At 57.8% G+C, this 14,653-nt stretch carries 11 protein-coding genes; 2 read left to right on the forward strand and 9 right to left on the reverse strand.

Annotated features, from left to right (window positions below; all coding sequences use genetic code 11):
- Positions 1–9: 9 nt before the first annotated feature.
- The 6 genes from odhB to sdhC form a co-directional block, all read right to left on the reverse strand.
- Positions 10–1,230, reverse strand: coding sequence for a 2-oxoglutarate dehydrogenase complex dihydrolipoyllysine-residue succinyltransferase (odhB, locus tag BLV61_RS08025; RefSeq protein WP_047531880.1), 1,221 nt, complete (start codon positions 1,228–1,230; stop codon positions 10–12).
- Positions 1,231–1,272: 42 nt separating this feature from the next.
- A complete protein-coding gene (locus BLV61_RS08030; protein WP_047531882.1) occupies positions 1,273–4,104 on the reverse strand; it encodes a 2-oxoglutarate dehydrogenase E1 component in 2,832 nt (943 codons plus the stop codon).
- A gap of 261 nt (positions 4,105–4,365) precedes the next feature.
- Positions 4,366–5,070, reverse strand: a complete 705-nt coding sequence (locus tag BLV61_RS08035; protein ID WP_047538970.1) for a succinate dehydrogenase iron-sulfur subunit — start codon at positions 5,068–5,070, stop codon at positions 4,366–4,368.
- Between the two features lie 11 nt (positions 5,071–5,081).
- Complete coding sequence (gene sdhA, locus BLV61_RS08040; RefSeq protein WP_047531884.1) at positions 5,082–6,854, reverse strand: succinate dehydrogenase flavoprotein subunit; 1,773 nt, start codon at positions 6,852–6,854, stop codon at positions 5,082–5,084.
- Between the two features lie 3 nt (positions 6,855–6,857).
- On the reverse strand, positions 6,858–7,226 hold the full coding sequence (sdhD, locus tag BLV61_RS08045) for a succinate dehydrogenase, hydrophobic membrane anchor protein (RefSeq protein WP_047531886.1): 369 nt from the start codon (positions 7,224–7,226) through the stop codon (positions 6,858–6,860).
- Entirely contained in the window at positions 7,220–7,594 is a 375-nt protein-coding gene (sdhC, locus tag BLV61_RS08050; RefSeq protein WP_016773673.1) for a succinate dehydrogenase, cytochrome b556 subunit, read from the reverse strand. The genes sdhD and sdhC overlap by 7 nt, the downstream gene beginning before the upstream one ends.
- A 363-nt stretch (positions 7,595–7,957) precedes the next feature.
- Between sdhC and gltA the strand changes: the two genes are divergently transcribed.
- The gene (gltA, locus tag BLV61_RS08055; RefSeq protein WP_090464061.1) at positions 7,958–9,247 is read left to right on the forward strand and encodes a citrate synthase; all 1,290 of its coding nucleotides are present in this window, start codon (positions 7,958–7,960) and stop codon (positions 9,245–9,247) included.
- A gap of 459 nt (positions 9,248–9,706) precedes the next feature.
- Here the strand turns inward: gltA and BLV61_RS08060 are convergent, their stop codons facing one another.
- The 3 genes from BLV61_RS08060 to BLV61_RS08070 all read right to left on the reverse strand — a co-directional run bounded on the left by BLV61_RS08060 (position 9,707) and on the right by BLV61_RS08070 (position 12,751).
- Entirely contained in the window at positions 9,707–11,365 is a 1,659-nt protein-coding gene (locus BLV61_RS08060) for a cation acetate symporter (RefSeq protein WP_047531891.1), read from the reverse strand.
- Positions 11,362–11,673, reverse strand: a complete 312-nt coding sequence (locus BLV61_RS08065) for a DUF485 domain-containing protein (RefSeq protein WP_047531893.1) — start codon at positions 11,671–11,673, stop codon at positions 11,362–11,364. Before BLV61_RS08065 ends, BLV61_RS08060 begins: the two co-directional genes overlap by 4 nt.
- 226 nt (positions 11,674–11,899) lie before the next feature.
- Positions 11,900–12,751, reverse strand: a complete 852-nt coding sequence (locus BLV61_RS08070) for a glycine betaine ABC transporter substrate-binding protein (protein ID WP_090464064.1) — start codon at positions 12,749–12,751, stop codon at positions 11,900–11,902.
- 300 nt (positions 12,752–13,051) lie between these two features.
- Between BLV61_RS08070 and BLV61_RS08080 the strand changes: the two genes are divergently transcribed.
- Positions 13,052–14,647: a glycoside hydrolase family 17 protein gene (locus tag BLV61_RS08080; RefSeq protein WP_090464067.1), complete on the forward strand. Its 1,596-nt coding sequence runs from the start codon at positions 13,052–13,054 to the stop codon at positions 14,645–14,647.
- The last annotated feature ends 6 nt before the right edge of the window (positions 14,648–14,653 follow it).

Raw genomic sequence — 14,653 nt, forward strand, 5'->3', positions numbered from 1 at the left:
CTGCTTCTATCAGATATCCAGCAGCAAACGAGCCGGGTCTTCCAGCAGGTTCTTGATGGTCACCAGGAAGGTCACAGCTTCTTTGCCATCGATCAGACGGTGATCGTAGGACAGAGCCAGGTACATCATCGGACGGATAACGACCTGACCGTTGATCGCCATTGGACGCTGCAGAATGTTGTGCATGCCCAGAATAGCTGCTTGCGGCGGGTTGACGATCGGAGTCGACATCATCGAACCGAAGGTACCACCGTTGGTGATGGTGAACGTACCACCGGTCATCTCTTCCATCGACAGTTTGCCGTCACGGGCTTTCTTGCCGAAAGTGGCGATGCCGCCTTCGATTTCAGCCAGGCTCATCAGTTCGGCGTTACGCAGAACCGGCACAACCAGGCCGCGATCGCTGGAAACAGCAACACCGACGTCAGCGTAGCCGTGGTAAACGATGTCGGCACCGTCGATCGATGCGTTAACTGCCGGGAAGCGTTTCAGCGCTTCGGTGGCCGCTTTCACGAAGAACGACATGAAGCCCAGGCGCACGCCGTTGTGGGACTTCTCGAACAGATCCTTGTACTTCGAACGCAGGGCCATGACTTCGGTCATGTCGACTTCGTTGAAAGTGGTCAGCATCGCCATGTTCGATTGAGCTTCAACCAGACGCTCGGCAACCTTGGCACGCAGACGGGTCATCGGAACGCGTTTTTCAACGCGGTCACCGGCAGCGAACACCGGAGCAGCAGCGGCAGGTGCCGCAGCCTTGGCAGGCGCGGCGGCTGGAGCGGCTTTCTTGGCAGCAACGGCTGCAACCACGTCTTCCTTGGTCACACGACCGCCTTTGCCAGTACCGGCAACGGAAGCGATGTTGATGCCGTTCTCTTCAGCCAGCTTGCGAGCGGCTGGAGCAGCGACCGGATCGTCTTCGCCTTCGGCAGCTGGAGCAGCAGCCTGGGCAGCGGCCGGAGCGGCAGCGGCTGGAGCAGCGGCAGCAGCGCCGCCTTCAACGATGGAGCCCAGGACTTCGTCGGACAGAACGGTGTCGCCTTCGTTCTTGACGATAGCGCCCAGCACGCCGTCAGCGGTGGCCAGAACTTCCAGTACGACTTTGTCGGTTTCGATGTCGACGATCAGTTCGTCACGTTTGACGGCGTCGCCCGGTTTTTTGTGCCAGGTGGCAACGGTGCCATCGGCAACCGATTCCGGGAAAGTGGGGGCTTTGATCTCGATAGCCATTATCTGTGGTTCCTTAAATTCGGTTTCAAGTGCGCGAAGGCGTTAAACGGTAAACGCGTCTTGCAGCAGTTTTTCCTGCTGCTCGGCGTGCATCGATGCGTAACCACATGCTGGGGCAGCAGAAGCCTCACGGCCCGCGTACTCAAGTACGAGAGACTTGTTGAGGTTGCTGATGCTGCGACGCAAGTGGTGCTGGCTGCAGTACCAGGCGCCCTGGTTCATCGGCTCTTCCTGACACCAAACGGCATGCTTGGCGTTGGTGTAAGGAGCCAGGACTTCTTTCAAGTCGTCCTCAGGGAATGGGTACAGCTGCTCGATACGCACGATGGCGATATCGTCACGGCCTTCGGCACGACGTTTTTCCAGCAGGTCGTAGTAGACCTTGCCGCTACACAGAACAATGCGCTCGACCTTTTTCGGGTCCAGGGCATCGATTTCCGGGATCACGGTCTGGAACGAACCTTCGGCCAGATCTTCCAGAGTCGAGATGGCCAGCTTGTGACGCAGCAGCGACTTCGGCGTCAGGACGACCAGTGGCTTGCGCAGCGGGCGAATCACCTGACGGCGCAGCAAGTGGTAGATCTGAGCCGGGGTGGTCGGCATGCACACCTGAATGTTGTGCTCGGCGCACAGCTGCAGGTAACGCTCAAGACGTGCAGAGGAGTGCTCCGGACCCTGACCTTCGTAGCCGTGTGGCAACAGCATGGTCAGACCACAGAGACGGCCCCACTTGTGCTCGCCGCTGGTGATGAACTGGTCGATAACAACCTGCGCACCGTTGGCGAAGTCACCGAACTGGGCTTCCCAGATCACCAGCGCGTTCGGCGTGGTGGTCGAGTAGCCGTATTCGAATGCCAGTACCGCTTCTTCCGACAGGAACGAGTCGTACAGGTCGAAGCGTGGCTGACCTTCGTACAAGTGTTTCAGCGGGATATAGGTGCCGGCATCTTTCTGGTTGTGCAGAACAGCGTGACGGTGCGAGAACGTACCGCGGCCGATGTCCTGACCGGTCATGCGAATCGGGTGACCTTCGAACGCCAGGGTCGCGTACGCCATGGTTTCGGCGTAACCCCAGTTGATCGGCAGGCCGCCGGCTTGCATCTTCTGACGGTCTTCGTAGATCTTCGCAACCTGGCGCTGAACCACGAAGCCTTCCGGAATTTCCAGCAGCTTGGCGGACAGTTCCTGCAGGGTTTTCAGGTCGAAGCGAGTGTCATGACGCGCAGTCCAGGCGTGACCCAGGTACGGGCGCCAGTCCACGAACAACTCTTTGTTCGGCTCTTTGACCAGGCTCTTCACTACGTGCAGACCGTTGTCCAGCGCGTTGCGGTATTCGTCGACCTTCGCCTGAACACGCTCTGCGTCCAGCACACCGCTCTGGGTCAGACGATCAGCGTACAGCTCACGGGTGGTGCGCTGCTTGGTGATCTGCTGATACATCATCGGCTGGGTGCCGCTTGGCTCGTCGGCCTCGTTGTGGCCGCGACGACGGTAGCAGAACATGTCGATCACCACGTCGCGCTTGAACTGCATGCGGTAATCGATGGCCAGCTGGGTCACGAACAATACAGCTTCCGGATCATCACCATTCACATGGAGGATCGGCGCCTGAATCATTTTCGCAACGTCGGTGGCGTACTCGGTGGAGCGCGAGTCCAGCGGGTTGCTGATGGTGAAACCAACCTGGTTGTTGATCACGATGTGCACGGTACCGCCGGTCTTGAAACCGCGGGTCTGCGACATCTGGAAGGTTTCCATGACCACGCCCTGACCTGCAATTGCAGCGTCACCGTGGATGGAGATCGGCAGAACCTTCTCGCCGGTAGGGTCGTTGCGACGATCCTGACGGGCACGGACCGAACCTTCGACCACTGGAGAAACAATTTCCAGGTGGGACGGGTTGAAGGCCATGGCCAGGTGAACTTCACCACCGGTGGTCATTACGTTGGACGAGAAGCCCTGGTGGTATTTAACGTCACCGGAACCCAGCTCGACCTTCTTCTTGCCTTCGAACTCGTCGAACAGCTCGCGCGGGTTCTTGCCGAAGGTATTGACCAGCACGTTCAGACGGCCACGGTGAGCCATGCCGATGACGATTTCCTTGGTGCCGTAGGAACCGGAACGCTGGATCAGCTCGTCAAGCATCGGAATCAGGCTCTCGCCGCCTTCCAGACCGAAACGCTTGGTGCCCGGGTATTTGGTGCCCAGGTATTTTTCCAGGCCTTCACCGGCAGTCACGCGCTCAAGCAAGTGGCTCTTGATGTCAGCGGAGTACGTTGGACGGCCGCGTACGCTTTCCAGACGCTGCTGGAACCACTGGCGCTGCTCGGAATCGGTGATATGCGTAAATTCAGCGCCGATGGTGCGGCAATATGTCTGCTGCAACGCTTCGTGAATTTCGCGTAGGCTCGCCTCCTCTTTGCCGATGAACAGGTCGCCGGCACGGAAGGTCGTATCAAGATCGGCATTGGTCAAGCCGTAATGATTGATCGACAGGTCTGCAGGTGCAGGACGCTGCCACAGCCCCAGCGGGTCAAGCTGGGCTGCCTGGTGGCCACGCATACGGTAGGCCTGGATCAATCGCAGCACTTCAACTTGCTTCTTCTCGTGCTCACTGCTCACGCTTCCGGCGGAAACCGGTTGAGCGCGGCGCTGGTTCTTTGCCAGCAAGACGAAATGATCGCGAATTGTGGAGTGCGAAACATCGGTGGAAGAGTTGCCGTCAGCAGGCAACTTCTGGAAGTAGGTGCGCCACTCTTCTGGCACAGCGTTAGGGTCGTGCAGGTAAAGCTCGTAGAGCTCTTCCACATAGGCAGCGTTACTACCGGATAGGTAGGCACTGTTCCACATGCGCTGCATCACGCTTTCTTGCATGCTTGGTCACCCTCGGTTAGGGGAACACCATCGGTGTCGACGCCGAGCAAACTTGCAGAAGTCCGAATGCAGCGACCAAAACAAGCCACTAGGATCACACTGATAGTCCGGGTACCAGCCCGGATGCCCCTGCTTGTCTCATTTCTTCAAAATAAGAGCGGCAGCTTTATGAGCTGCTGCTCAGGTTAAAACTACGGTGCCGGTTGAAGCCTGCACCGTAGCATCCACGGGTACAGCGGTCCTACGGGTACAGCAGCTGAATCACACGCCGCTGGAAAGCAGCATGTTACGAATGTGACCGATGGCCTTAGTCGGGTTCAGGCCCTTCGGACAAACGTTGACGCAGTTCATGATCCCGCGGCAGCGGAATACGCTGAACGGGTCATCCAGCGAAGCCAGACGCTCGGACGTCTTGGTGTCACGGCTGTCTGCCAGGAAGCGATACGCTTGCAGCAGTGCAGCTGGACCCAGGAACTTGTCCGGGTTCCACCAGAAGGACGGGCAAGAGGTCGAGCAGCAAGCGCACAGGATGCACTCGTACAGACCGTCGAGCTTTTCACGCTCTTCAGGGGACTGCAGACGTTCGATGGCCGGAGCCGGCGTGTCGTTCTGCAGGTAAGGCTTAACCTTCTCGTATTGCTTGTAGAAGATGCTCATATCGACGACCAGGTCACGGATAACCGGCAAACCTGGCAGAGGACGAATGATCAACTTGTTACCTTTTACAACGGCGGACAGCGGCGTGATGCACGCCAGACCGTTTTTGCCGTTGATGTTCATGCCGTCGGAACCGCAAACACCTTCACGGCAAGAGCGACGATAGGAGAAACCTTCGTCCTGCTCTTTGATCAGGGCCAGTACGTCCAGCACCATCAGGTCTTTACCACCGGTATCAACCTGGAAATCCTGCATGAACGGCGCAGCGTCCTGATCAGGGTTGTAACGATAAACACTGACTTGCAACATGGCGGCCACCCTTAATAAGTCCGAATCTTAGGTTCAAAAGTCGGAACAGTTTTCGGCGAGAAGTTTACGGCACGCTTGGCGACGCGTTTCTCACCCGGGAAGTACAGGGTGTGGCACAGCCAGTTTTCGTCGTCACGGTCTTCGAAGTCTTCACGGGCGTGAGCACCGCGGGACTCTTTACGCACTTCGGCAGCGATGGCGGTAGCTTCAGCCACTTCCAGAAGGTTTTGCAGTTCCAGAGCTTCGATACGCGCAGTGTTGAACGCCTGCGACTTGTCGTTGATCTTGACGTTGGCGATGCGCTTGCGCAGATCAGCCAGCTGGGCAATACCCTTCTGCATGTATTCGCCAGTACGGAATACACCGAAGTAGTTCTGCATGCAGCTTTGCAGCTCGCGACGCAGGGTTGCCACGTCTTCGCCATCGGTACGCGCGTTCAGAGCGGACAGACGAGCCAGGGCCGCAGTGATGTCGGCGTCGGTGGCGTCGTCGTATTCGATACCGTCGGTCAGCGCTTTTTCCAGGTGCAGACCGGCCGCACGGCCGAAGACCACCAGGTCGAGCAACGAGTTACCGCCCAGGCGGTTGGCACCGTGAACCGATACGCAAGCCACTTCGCCTACAGCGAACAGACCAGGGATGATGGTATCTACGCCGTTGGCGTCCTGAGTCATCGCCTGACCGTGAATGTTGGTGGCAACGCCGCCCATCATGTAGTGGCAGGTCGGAACAACCGGAACCGGAGCAACCACCGGGTCAACGTGAGCAAACGTTTTCGACAGTTCGCAGATGCCTGGCAGACGGCTGTGCAGCACTTCCTCGCCCAGGTGGTCGAGTTTGAGCATCACGTGGTCGCCGTTCGGGCCACAGCCGTTACCGGCAATGATCTCTTTAACCATCGAACGGGCAACAACGTCACGACCCGCCAGGTCTTTGGCGTTCGGAGCATAACGCTCCATGAAACGCTCGCCGTGCTTGTTGATCAGGTAACCACCTTCACCACGGCAACCTTCGGTCACCAGTACACCGGCGCCGGCGATGCCGGTCGGGTGGAACTGCCACATTTCGATGTCTTGCACCGGAACGCCAGCACGCAGAGCCATGCCGACGCCGTCACCGGTGTTGATCAGGGCGTTGGTGGTGGACGCGTAGATACGACCTGCACCACCAGTGGCCAGAACGGTAGCCTTGGCACGGATGTAGGTGGTTTCGCCGGTTTCGATGCAGATGGCGATAACGCCGACGAACTCGCCTTTCTGGTTTCTTACCAGATCGACAGCGTAGTACTCGTTCAGGAACGTGGTACCGGCTTTCAGGTTGCCCTGATAAAGGGTGTGCAGCAGGGCGTGACCGGTACGGTCGGATGCCGCGCAGGTACGTGCAGCCTGGCCGCCCTTACCGTAGTCCTTGGACTGACCGCCGAACGGACGCTGGTAGATGCGGCCGGTTTCGGTACGGGAGAACGGCAGACCCATGTGGTCCAGTTCGAAAACTGCAGCCGGGCCTTCCTGACACATGTATTCGATAGCGTCCTGGTCACCGATATAGTCGGAACCCTTGACGGTATCGTACATGTGCCAGCGCCAGTCATCGTTCGGATCCGCAGACGCGATGGCGCAGGTGATGCCACCCTGTGCCGATACGGTGTGCGAACGCGTCGGGAAAACCTTGGTGATTACGGCAGTCTTGTGACCGCCTTGTGCCAGTTGCAGCGCAGCGCGCATGCCAGCACCGCCACCACCAATGATGATGGCGTCGAAAGAAATCGTTGGAATGTTAGCCATGACTCAGATACCCCAGAGAATCTGCACACCCCAGACGAAGTAAGCGAACATCGCAACGCCGCATACTGCCTGGAAAAGGAAACGTATAGCAGTCGCGGACTTGCCGAACGCCATTGGCGTCAGGTAGTCGGTCGCGATGGTCCACATGCCGACCCAGGCGTGAGCGCCAAGGGCAACGAGGGCCAGGAGACTGAAGATACGCATCCAGTTATTGGCGAACAGTTCATGCCACTGGGCATAGCCGAGGCCCGGGTGGGCAACGACGTATCCGATCAGAAAGATGAAGTAAGCCGCGAGAACGACCGCAGACACACGTTGCGCCATCCAGTCATAGAGGCCCGAACGCGACAGGTTCGTGACGTTAGTTACCATATCCAAACTCCTGCCAGAACGATTACCACCACGGAGACGGCGATAACGATTTTCGAGCCCAGCTTGCCGCCTTCCAGCGTCTCACCGATGCCCATGTCCATGATCAAGTGGCGCACACCGGCAACCAAGTGATACAGCAGAGCGGACAGAATGCCCCAAATCACTAGCTTCGCTAGCGGACTGGTCAGACACGCTTTCACCTGACCGAAGCCTTCCTCGGAGCTCAGCGACTTGTCCAATGCGTAAAGCATGATGGCAAGGCACACGAAGAGGATGACGCCGGATATACGGTGAAGAATGGACGTGTAAGCAGTGACTGGGAGTTTGATGGTCCTTAGGTCTAGGTTTACAGGTCGTTGGCTTTTCACGGCTTTTTTTTCACACTGAAGAGCCCCTAACAATCAGGGCAAAGTTGTTGGGGAGTGCACTGGTCAGGTAACCACCACCCAGGGAGGCGACCCCCAATAAAGCAAGCCCAAAAGCCCTTGGCGGTCGGTGGCCGAGTATAGACAGTTAGGCTACTAATGACAACGCAATCACCTCACCCAAACAGCGGATTGCGCATCTGACATAAAAGGCGTAAATGGCAGGCAATTTCGAGAAAAAAGTCCGGTTAAAGCCTTCTGGAGCAAGACTTTAGGCAAATTGACATTCGAATTTATCTCACTATAGTGGTGCGGGCCCTGCGTGGGGGGTCTGTCTGATGATTTCAAGCATAAATAGGAGGCCACATGGCTGACAAAAAAGCGCAGTTGATCATCGAGGGCGCAGCCCCCGTCGAGCTGCCCATTTTAACCGGCACCGTTGGTCCCGATGTTATCGATGTTCGGGGCCTGACGGCCACGGGCCGTTTCACCTTTGACCCTGGTTTCATGTCGACCGCCTCCTGCGAGTCGAAGATCACCTATATCGACGGCGACAACGGCATTCTGCTGCACCGCGGCTATCCGATCGAACAGTTGGCTGAAAAGTCGGACTATCTGGAAACCTGCTATCTGCTGCTCAACGGCGAATTGCCGACCGCAGAACAAAAGGCCCAGTTCGTCAGCACCGTCAAGAACCACACCATGGTTCACGAACAGCTGAAGACCTTCTTCAACGGTTTCCGTCGCGACGCTCACCCGATGGCCGTCATGTGCGGTGTAGTCGGCGCCCTCTCGGCCTTCTACCACGACTCCCTGGACATCAATAACCCGCAGCATCGCGAAATTTCCGCGATCCGCCTGGTTGCCAAGATGCCAACCCTGGCAGCGATGGTTTACAAGTACTCCATGGGCCAACCCATGATGTACCCGCGCAACGACCTGTCGTACGCGGAAAACTTCCTGCACATGATGTTCAACACTCCGTGCGAGATCAAACCGATCAGCCCGGTACTCGCCAAGGCCATGGACCGGATCTTCATCCTCCACGCCGACCACGAGCAGAACGCATCGACCTCTACCGTACGTCTTGCCGGTTCTTCGGGTGCCAACCCGTTCGCCTGTATCGCCGCCGGTATCGCTGCACTGTGGGGCCCTGCCCACGGCGGCGCCAACGAGGCCGTTCTGACCATGCTCGATGAAATTGGCGATGTTTCCAACATCGACAAGTTCATTGCCAAGGCCAAGGACAAGAACGATCCGTTCAAGCTGATGGGTTTCGGGCACCGCGTTTACAAAAACCGCGACCCACGCGCTACCGTCATGAAGAAGACCTGCGACGAAGTGTTGAAGGAACTGGGTATCCAGAACGATCCGCAACTCGAACTAGCCATGCGCCTGGAAGAGATCGCCCTGACCGACCCGTACTTCATCGAGCGCTCGCTGTACCCGAACGTCGACTTCTACTCGGGGATCATCCTCAAGGCAATCGGCATTCCAACCAGCATGTTCACCGTGATCTTCGCCCTGGCGCGGACTGTCGGCTGGATCTCCCACTGGAAAGAAATGCTCTCCAGCCCGTACAAGATCGGCCGCCCGCGCCAGCTGTACACCGGCTACGAGTCGCGTGACATCACCAAGCTGGAAGACCGCAAGTAAGACCTGTCTTGCTGTAGCGTCTTGACCGTCCCGCAAACGGCCTCTATGAAAATAGAGGCCGTTTTTGTTTGTGCGCTTGTTGTGTACATATCCATTTCTTCGGCGACAGCCACCCCGGGCTCCACCCTTACAACGGGCGACCCAGTCACCAAGCACTCTAGCCCCTGCCCCTGCCGTAACGTCACCTCCGTGGGAGCTGACTCGCCAGCAATGGTGGGACACCCCGGGAAATTAACCGCCCCCTGCAGGAGCGAGCCTGCTCGCGATGGACACCCACGATAACGCGCCCTGTCTGACCGCTCGAGCTACCCGCACGTTTTCGCGAGCAAGTTCGCACCTACATTCCTATTGGGGGGGGACAATCACGGAATCGGGCGATCACCGCCCCATAAAAAATGCCCCGATCTTTCGACCGGGGCATCTTTTACAACTGCGTTACTTATATAAAAGCATCAAGCCTTAGTGCGAAACCGCCCCACTCGCGCCCAGACCGGTCTGCGAGCGAACGAATTGCGGGAAGAACAGCGCCCGTTCGTTGTCCGCCGCTGCCGACTTGTCGGTAATCGAGAAGAACCAGATGCCGATGAAGGCAATGATCATCGAGAACAACGCCGGGTACTCGTAAGGGAAGATGGCCTTCTCGTGGTGCAGGATCTGCACCCAGATGGTTGGACCGAGCACCATCAAACCAACTGCACTGATCAGACCCAACCAGCCACCGACCATCGCACCCCGAGTGGTCAACTTCTTCCAGTACATCGAAAGCAGCAGTACAGGGAAGTTACAGCTCGCCGCAATGGAGAACGCCAGGCCTACCATGAATGCGATGTTCTGGCTTTCGAACAAAATACCCAGACCGATCGCCAGCACGCCCAAAATGACGGTGGTGATTTTCGAGACCCGGATTTCGTCCTTGTCGTTGGCCTTGCCCTTCTTGATCACACTGGCGTACAGGTCATGAGACACCGCCGAAGCACCGGCCAGTGTCAAACCGGCAACCACTGCCAGAATGGTCGCAAAGGCTACCGCCGAGATGAAGCCCAGGAAAATACTGCCACCGACCGCGTTGGCCAGGTGCACCGCCGCCATGTTGTTGCCGCCCAACAGCGCACCCGCCGCATCTTTAAACGCAGGATTGGTGCTGACCAGCAGGATCGCGCCGAAGCCAATGATGAAGGTCAGGATGTAGAAGTAGCCAATGAAGCCCGTTGCATACAGCACGCTCTTGCGAGCTTCTTTCGCGTCACTCACGGTGAAGAAGCGCATCAGGATGTGCGGCAGGCCAGCGGTACCGAACATCAGTGCCAGGCCGAGGGAGAACGCCGAGATCGGATCCTTCACCAGACCGCCCGGGCTCATGATCGCCTCACCTTTAGGGTGAACCTTGATCGCCTCGGAAAACAGCATGTTGAAGTCAAAGTTGACGTGCTTCATCACCATCAGCGCCATGAACGAGGCACCGGACAGCAGCAACACCGCCTTGATGATTTGCACCCAGGTGGTTGCCAGCATGCCGCCAAACAGCACGTACATGCACATCAGGATACCCACCAGGATCACTGCAACGTAGTAGTCGAGACCGAACAGCAACTGGATCAGCTTGCCGGCACCGACCATTTGCGCGATCAGGTAAAACGCCACCACCACCAGCGAACCACAAGCAGACAGCGTGCGGATCTGGGTTTGCCCGAGGCGGTAGGACGCCACGTCGGCAAAGGTGTACTTACCCAGGTTACGCAGGCGCTCGGCGATCAGGAACAGAATGATCGGCCAGCCCACCAGAAAGCCGATCGAGTAGATCAGGCCATCGTAGCCGGAGGTGAACACCAGGGCGGAAATACCCAGGAAGGACGCTGCGGACATGTAGTCACCGGCAATCGCCAGACCATTCTGCAAACCGGTGATATTGCCACCCGCCGCATAGTAGTCAGCCGCCGACTTGTTGCGCTTGGAAGCCCAGTAGGTGATGCACAGGGTCGCGCCGACGAACACCACGAACATCAGAATCGCGGGAACGTTCAGCGGTTGTTTATGCACTTCGCCGGTCAGGGCTTCGGCTGCCCAGGCGCCAGGTGCAAAAGCTGCGATGCTCAATAGAGCCATTAGACGCCGGATCATTGCTGAGCCTCCTTGAGAATCGCATTGTTCAGGTCGTCGAATTCGCCATTGGCGCGTCGTACGTAGATGCCGGTCAGTACGAAGGCCGAAATAATCAGCCCGACGCCAATCGGTATGCCCCAGGTAATCGAAGACTCTGGGCTGATTTTCGCACCCAGAATATGCGGCCCATAGGCAATCAAAAGGATGAATCCGGAGTAAAGCCCTAGCATGATCGCCGAAAGAATCCAGGCGAATCGTTCTCTCTTGCTAACCAGCTCCTTGAATCGCGGGCTGTTTTGAATCGAGAGGTAAATGCTGTCGTTCATTGTTTTTATCCTCGCAGCACAGATTTAGTTGGAACGATATCCACTGTAAGCGGCTGCGAGCCAGGTTCCAGACGACCTTAGTCTTAGAACGACATGACGTTTTCGCCAATTTCCGGCCGATAAAAAACAGCCGTCACACGACGTTAATCCTTCAGAAATAAAAAGGGCCGCCCGACTTGGATATCGGGCGACCCTGCATTGCGCGGATTAGACGCTTGCTTCGCTATTACTTGGTCCAGTCGGCAACACGCTCCGGGTGTTTCGCCACCCATTCTTTTGCGGCGACTTCTGGCTTGGCACCATCCTGGATCGCCAACATGACTTCACCGATTTCGTCTTTCGAGGCCCATTGGAAGTTCTTCAGGAACTTGGCCACTTCAGGTGCTTTAGTTGCCAGTTCCTTGCTGCCGATGCTGTTCACGGTTTCAGCCGCGCCATAAACACCCTTCGGGTCTTCCAGGAAGCGCAGTTTCCATTTGGCGAACATCCAGTGCGGCACCCAACCGGTAACGGCGATGGATTCGTTTTTCTTCTCGGCACGGGTCAGTTCGGCAATCATGCCGGCGCCGGAACTGGCCTTGAGTTGATAGCCGGTCAGGTCGTAGTCCTTGATCGCCTGCTCGGTCTTGAGCATGACACCCGATCCTGCATCGATGCCGACGATGCGATTCTTGAAGCTTTCATCGGTTTTCAAATCAGCCAGCGACTTGGCTTTGACGTACTCCGGCACGATCAGACCGATTTTCGCGTCCTTGAAGTTCGGACCGTAGTCGACCACTTGATCTTTGTTCTTGGCCCAGTAATCGCCATGCGTCACCGGTAGCCAGGCCGACAGCATGGCGTCGAGTTTGCCGGTTGCCACGCCTTGCCACATGATCCCGGTCGCAACGGCTTGCAGCTTCACGTCATAACCGAGTTTCTGCTTGATCACTTCTGCCGCTACGTGAGTGGTCGCGACGCTGTCGGACCAACCGTCAACGTAACCGATGCTCAGGGTCTTGCTCTCGGCATTGGCGAATGTGGAGCCAATCGCAAGTACCAGAGCGGCACTTGCACCTAAAAGTCGTCGCATCTTCATCGTTACTTCCCCGAAAGTGCTGCGCTCGACGGGTGCCGAGTCGCGTCAACGTATTGTTATGGTGCACAGCGCCCCCATCACGCCCACCGCAAACCCGTTCGATCATCAGCGCGTTTATCAACGAGGGTACTGACACCTCCGATAATCAACCTGACGACAAGGGCGACCTGCTCTGCCAGCGACCTCAAGACATCGAGAAACGACATCAGAAAGCCATTAATCCGTGGCACCGCAAACTCACCGCTCCATCCGCCCGAACTTTGCATGTCAAAATTATGCGGGCCACCAAGCACACGGCAAATGCAGGTAACATGCGCCGCTTTGCTCCCAGACGGCCTGATCATGCCTGCGACATCTCGCTTCCCTTTGTTCGCTTATCTATTCGCCTGCCTGCTGGGCATCTTTGCCCTGAGTGGTTTCTGGTACGGCCTCGGCAAACCGGTGATTCTGCCGGACGTCGCCAGCGCGACGCACAAGCTGCAATGCGCCTCCTACACCCCCTTCGACAAGGACCAGTCGCCGTTCGATCAGCCGTTCAAACTGCGCCCCGAGCGCATGGACGCCGACCTCGCCCTGCTGGCGACCCGTTTCGAGTGCATTCGCACCTACTCGATGACCGGTCTTGAGGCGCTGCCGGACCTCGCGCGCAAGCACGGGTTGAAGCTGATGATCGGCGCCTGGGTCAACAGCAATCCGGTGGACACCGAAAAAGAAGTCGACCTGTTGATTGCCTCGGCCAACGCCAACCCGGATGTGGTGAGCGCGGTCATCGTCGGCAACGAAACCCTGCTGCGCAAGGAAGTCACCGGCGCGCAGCTGGCGAAGCTTATTAATAAAGTCAAAAGCCATGTCAAACAGCCTGTCACTTATGCCGATGTCTGGGAGTTCTGGCTCAAGCACCCGGAAATCGCGCCAGCCGTGGATTTCCTCACCATCCATTTGCTGCCCTATTGGGAGGACGATCCTTCGAACATCGACGCTGCCCTGCAACATGTGGCCGAAGTGCGCCAGGTGTTCGGCAACAAATTCGCGCCCAAGGACGTGATGATTGGCGAGACGGGCTGGCCAAGCGAGGGCCGCCAGCGTGAAACCGCTTTGCCGAGCCGGGTCAACGAGGCCAAGTTCATTCGCGGCTTCGTCGCCATGGCCCAGCAACAGGGCTGGCACTACAACCTGATCGAAGCCTTCGACCAACCGTGGAAGCGCGCCAGCGAAGGTGCAGTCGGCGGCTACTGGGGACTGTTCGATGCCGATCGTCAGGACAAGGGCGTGCTGGCCGGGCCGGTGACGAACGTGCCGTACTGGTCGCAGTGGCTGATGGCCGGTGGCTTGATCTTCCTCGGTACGCTGATCCTTGGCGGTCGCGTGCGCAGCACTCGCGCTGCGCTGGTATTGCCGCTGCTGGGGGCCTTGGCCGCCTGCGCGATAGGTGCCTGGGGTGACCTGGCGCGGGTCACCACGCGCTTTGGCAGTGAATGGCTTTGGGTTGCCTTGCTGACAGCGTTGAATCTGTTGGTGCTGGCCCATGCGGCGTTGACCCTGAGCCCGCGCACCGGTTGGCGTGGATGGGCGTTCAATGGGCTGGAACGACGAGCGGGTTGGTGGGTGGCGACCACAGGGTTTGCTGCTGCAGTGATGATGCTGGAACTGGTGTTCGATCCGCGTTATCGCAGCTTCCCGAGCGTCGCATTCATCGTGCCAGCATTGGTTTATCTGTGCCGTCCAGTCAATGTGCCGCGCCGCGAAATCGCCCTGCTGACCTTCATCATCGGTGCCGGTATTGCGCCACAACTGTATCGCGAGGGTTTGCAGAACCAGCAGGCCTGGGGCTGGGCGCTGGTGAGCGTGTTGATGGTAGCCGCGTTGTGGCGCTGCTTGCGGGTACGCAAACGCTGATCTTTA

It is taken from the genome of Pseudomonas mohnii (assembly GCF_900105115.1).
GTDB lineage: Bacteria > Pseudomonadota > Gammaproteobacteria > Pseudomonadales > Pseudomonadaceae > Aquipseudomonas > Aquipseudomonas mohnii.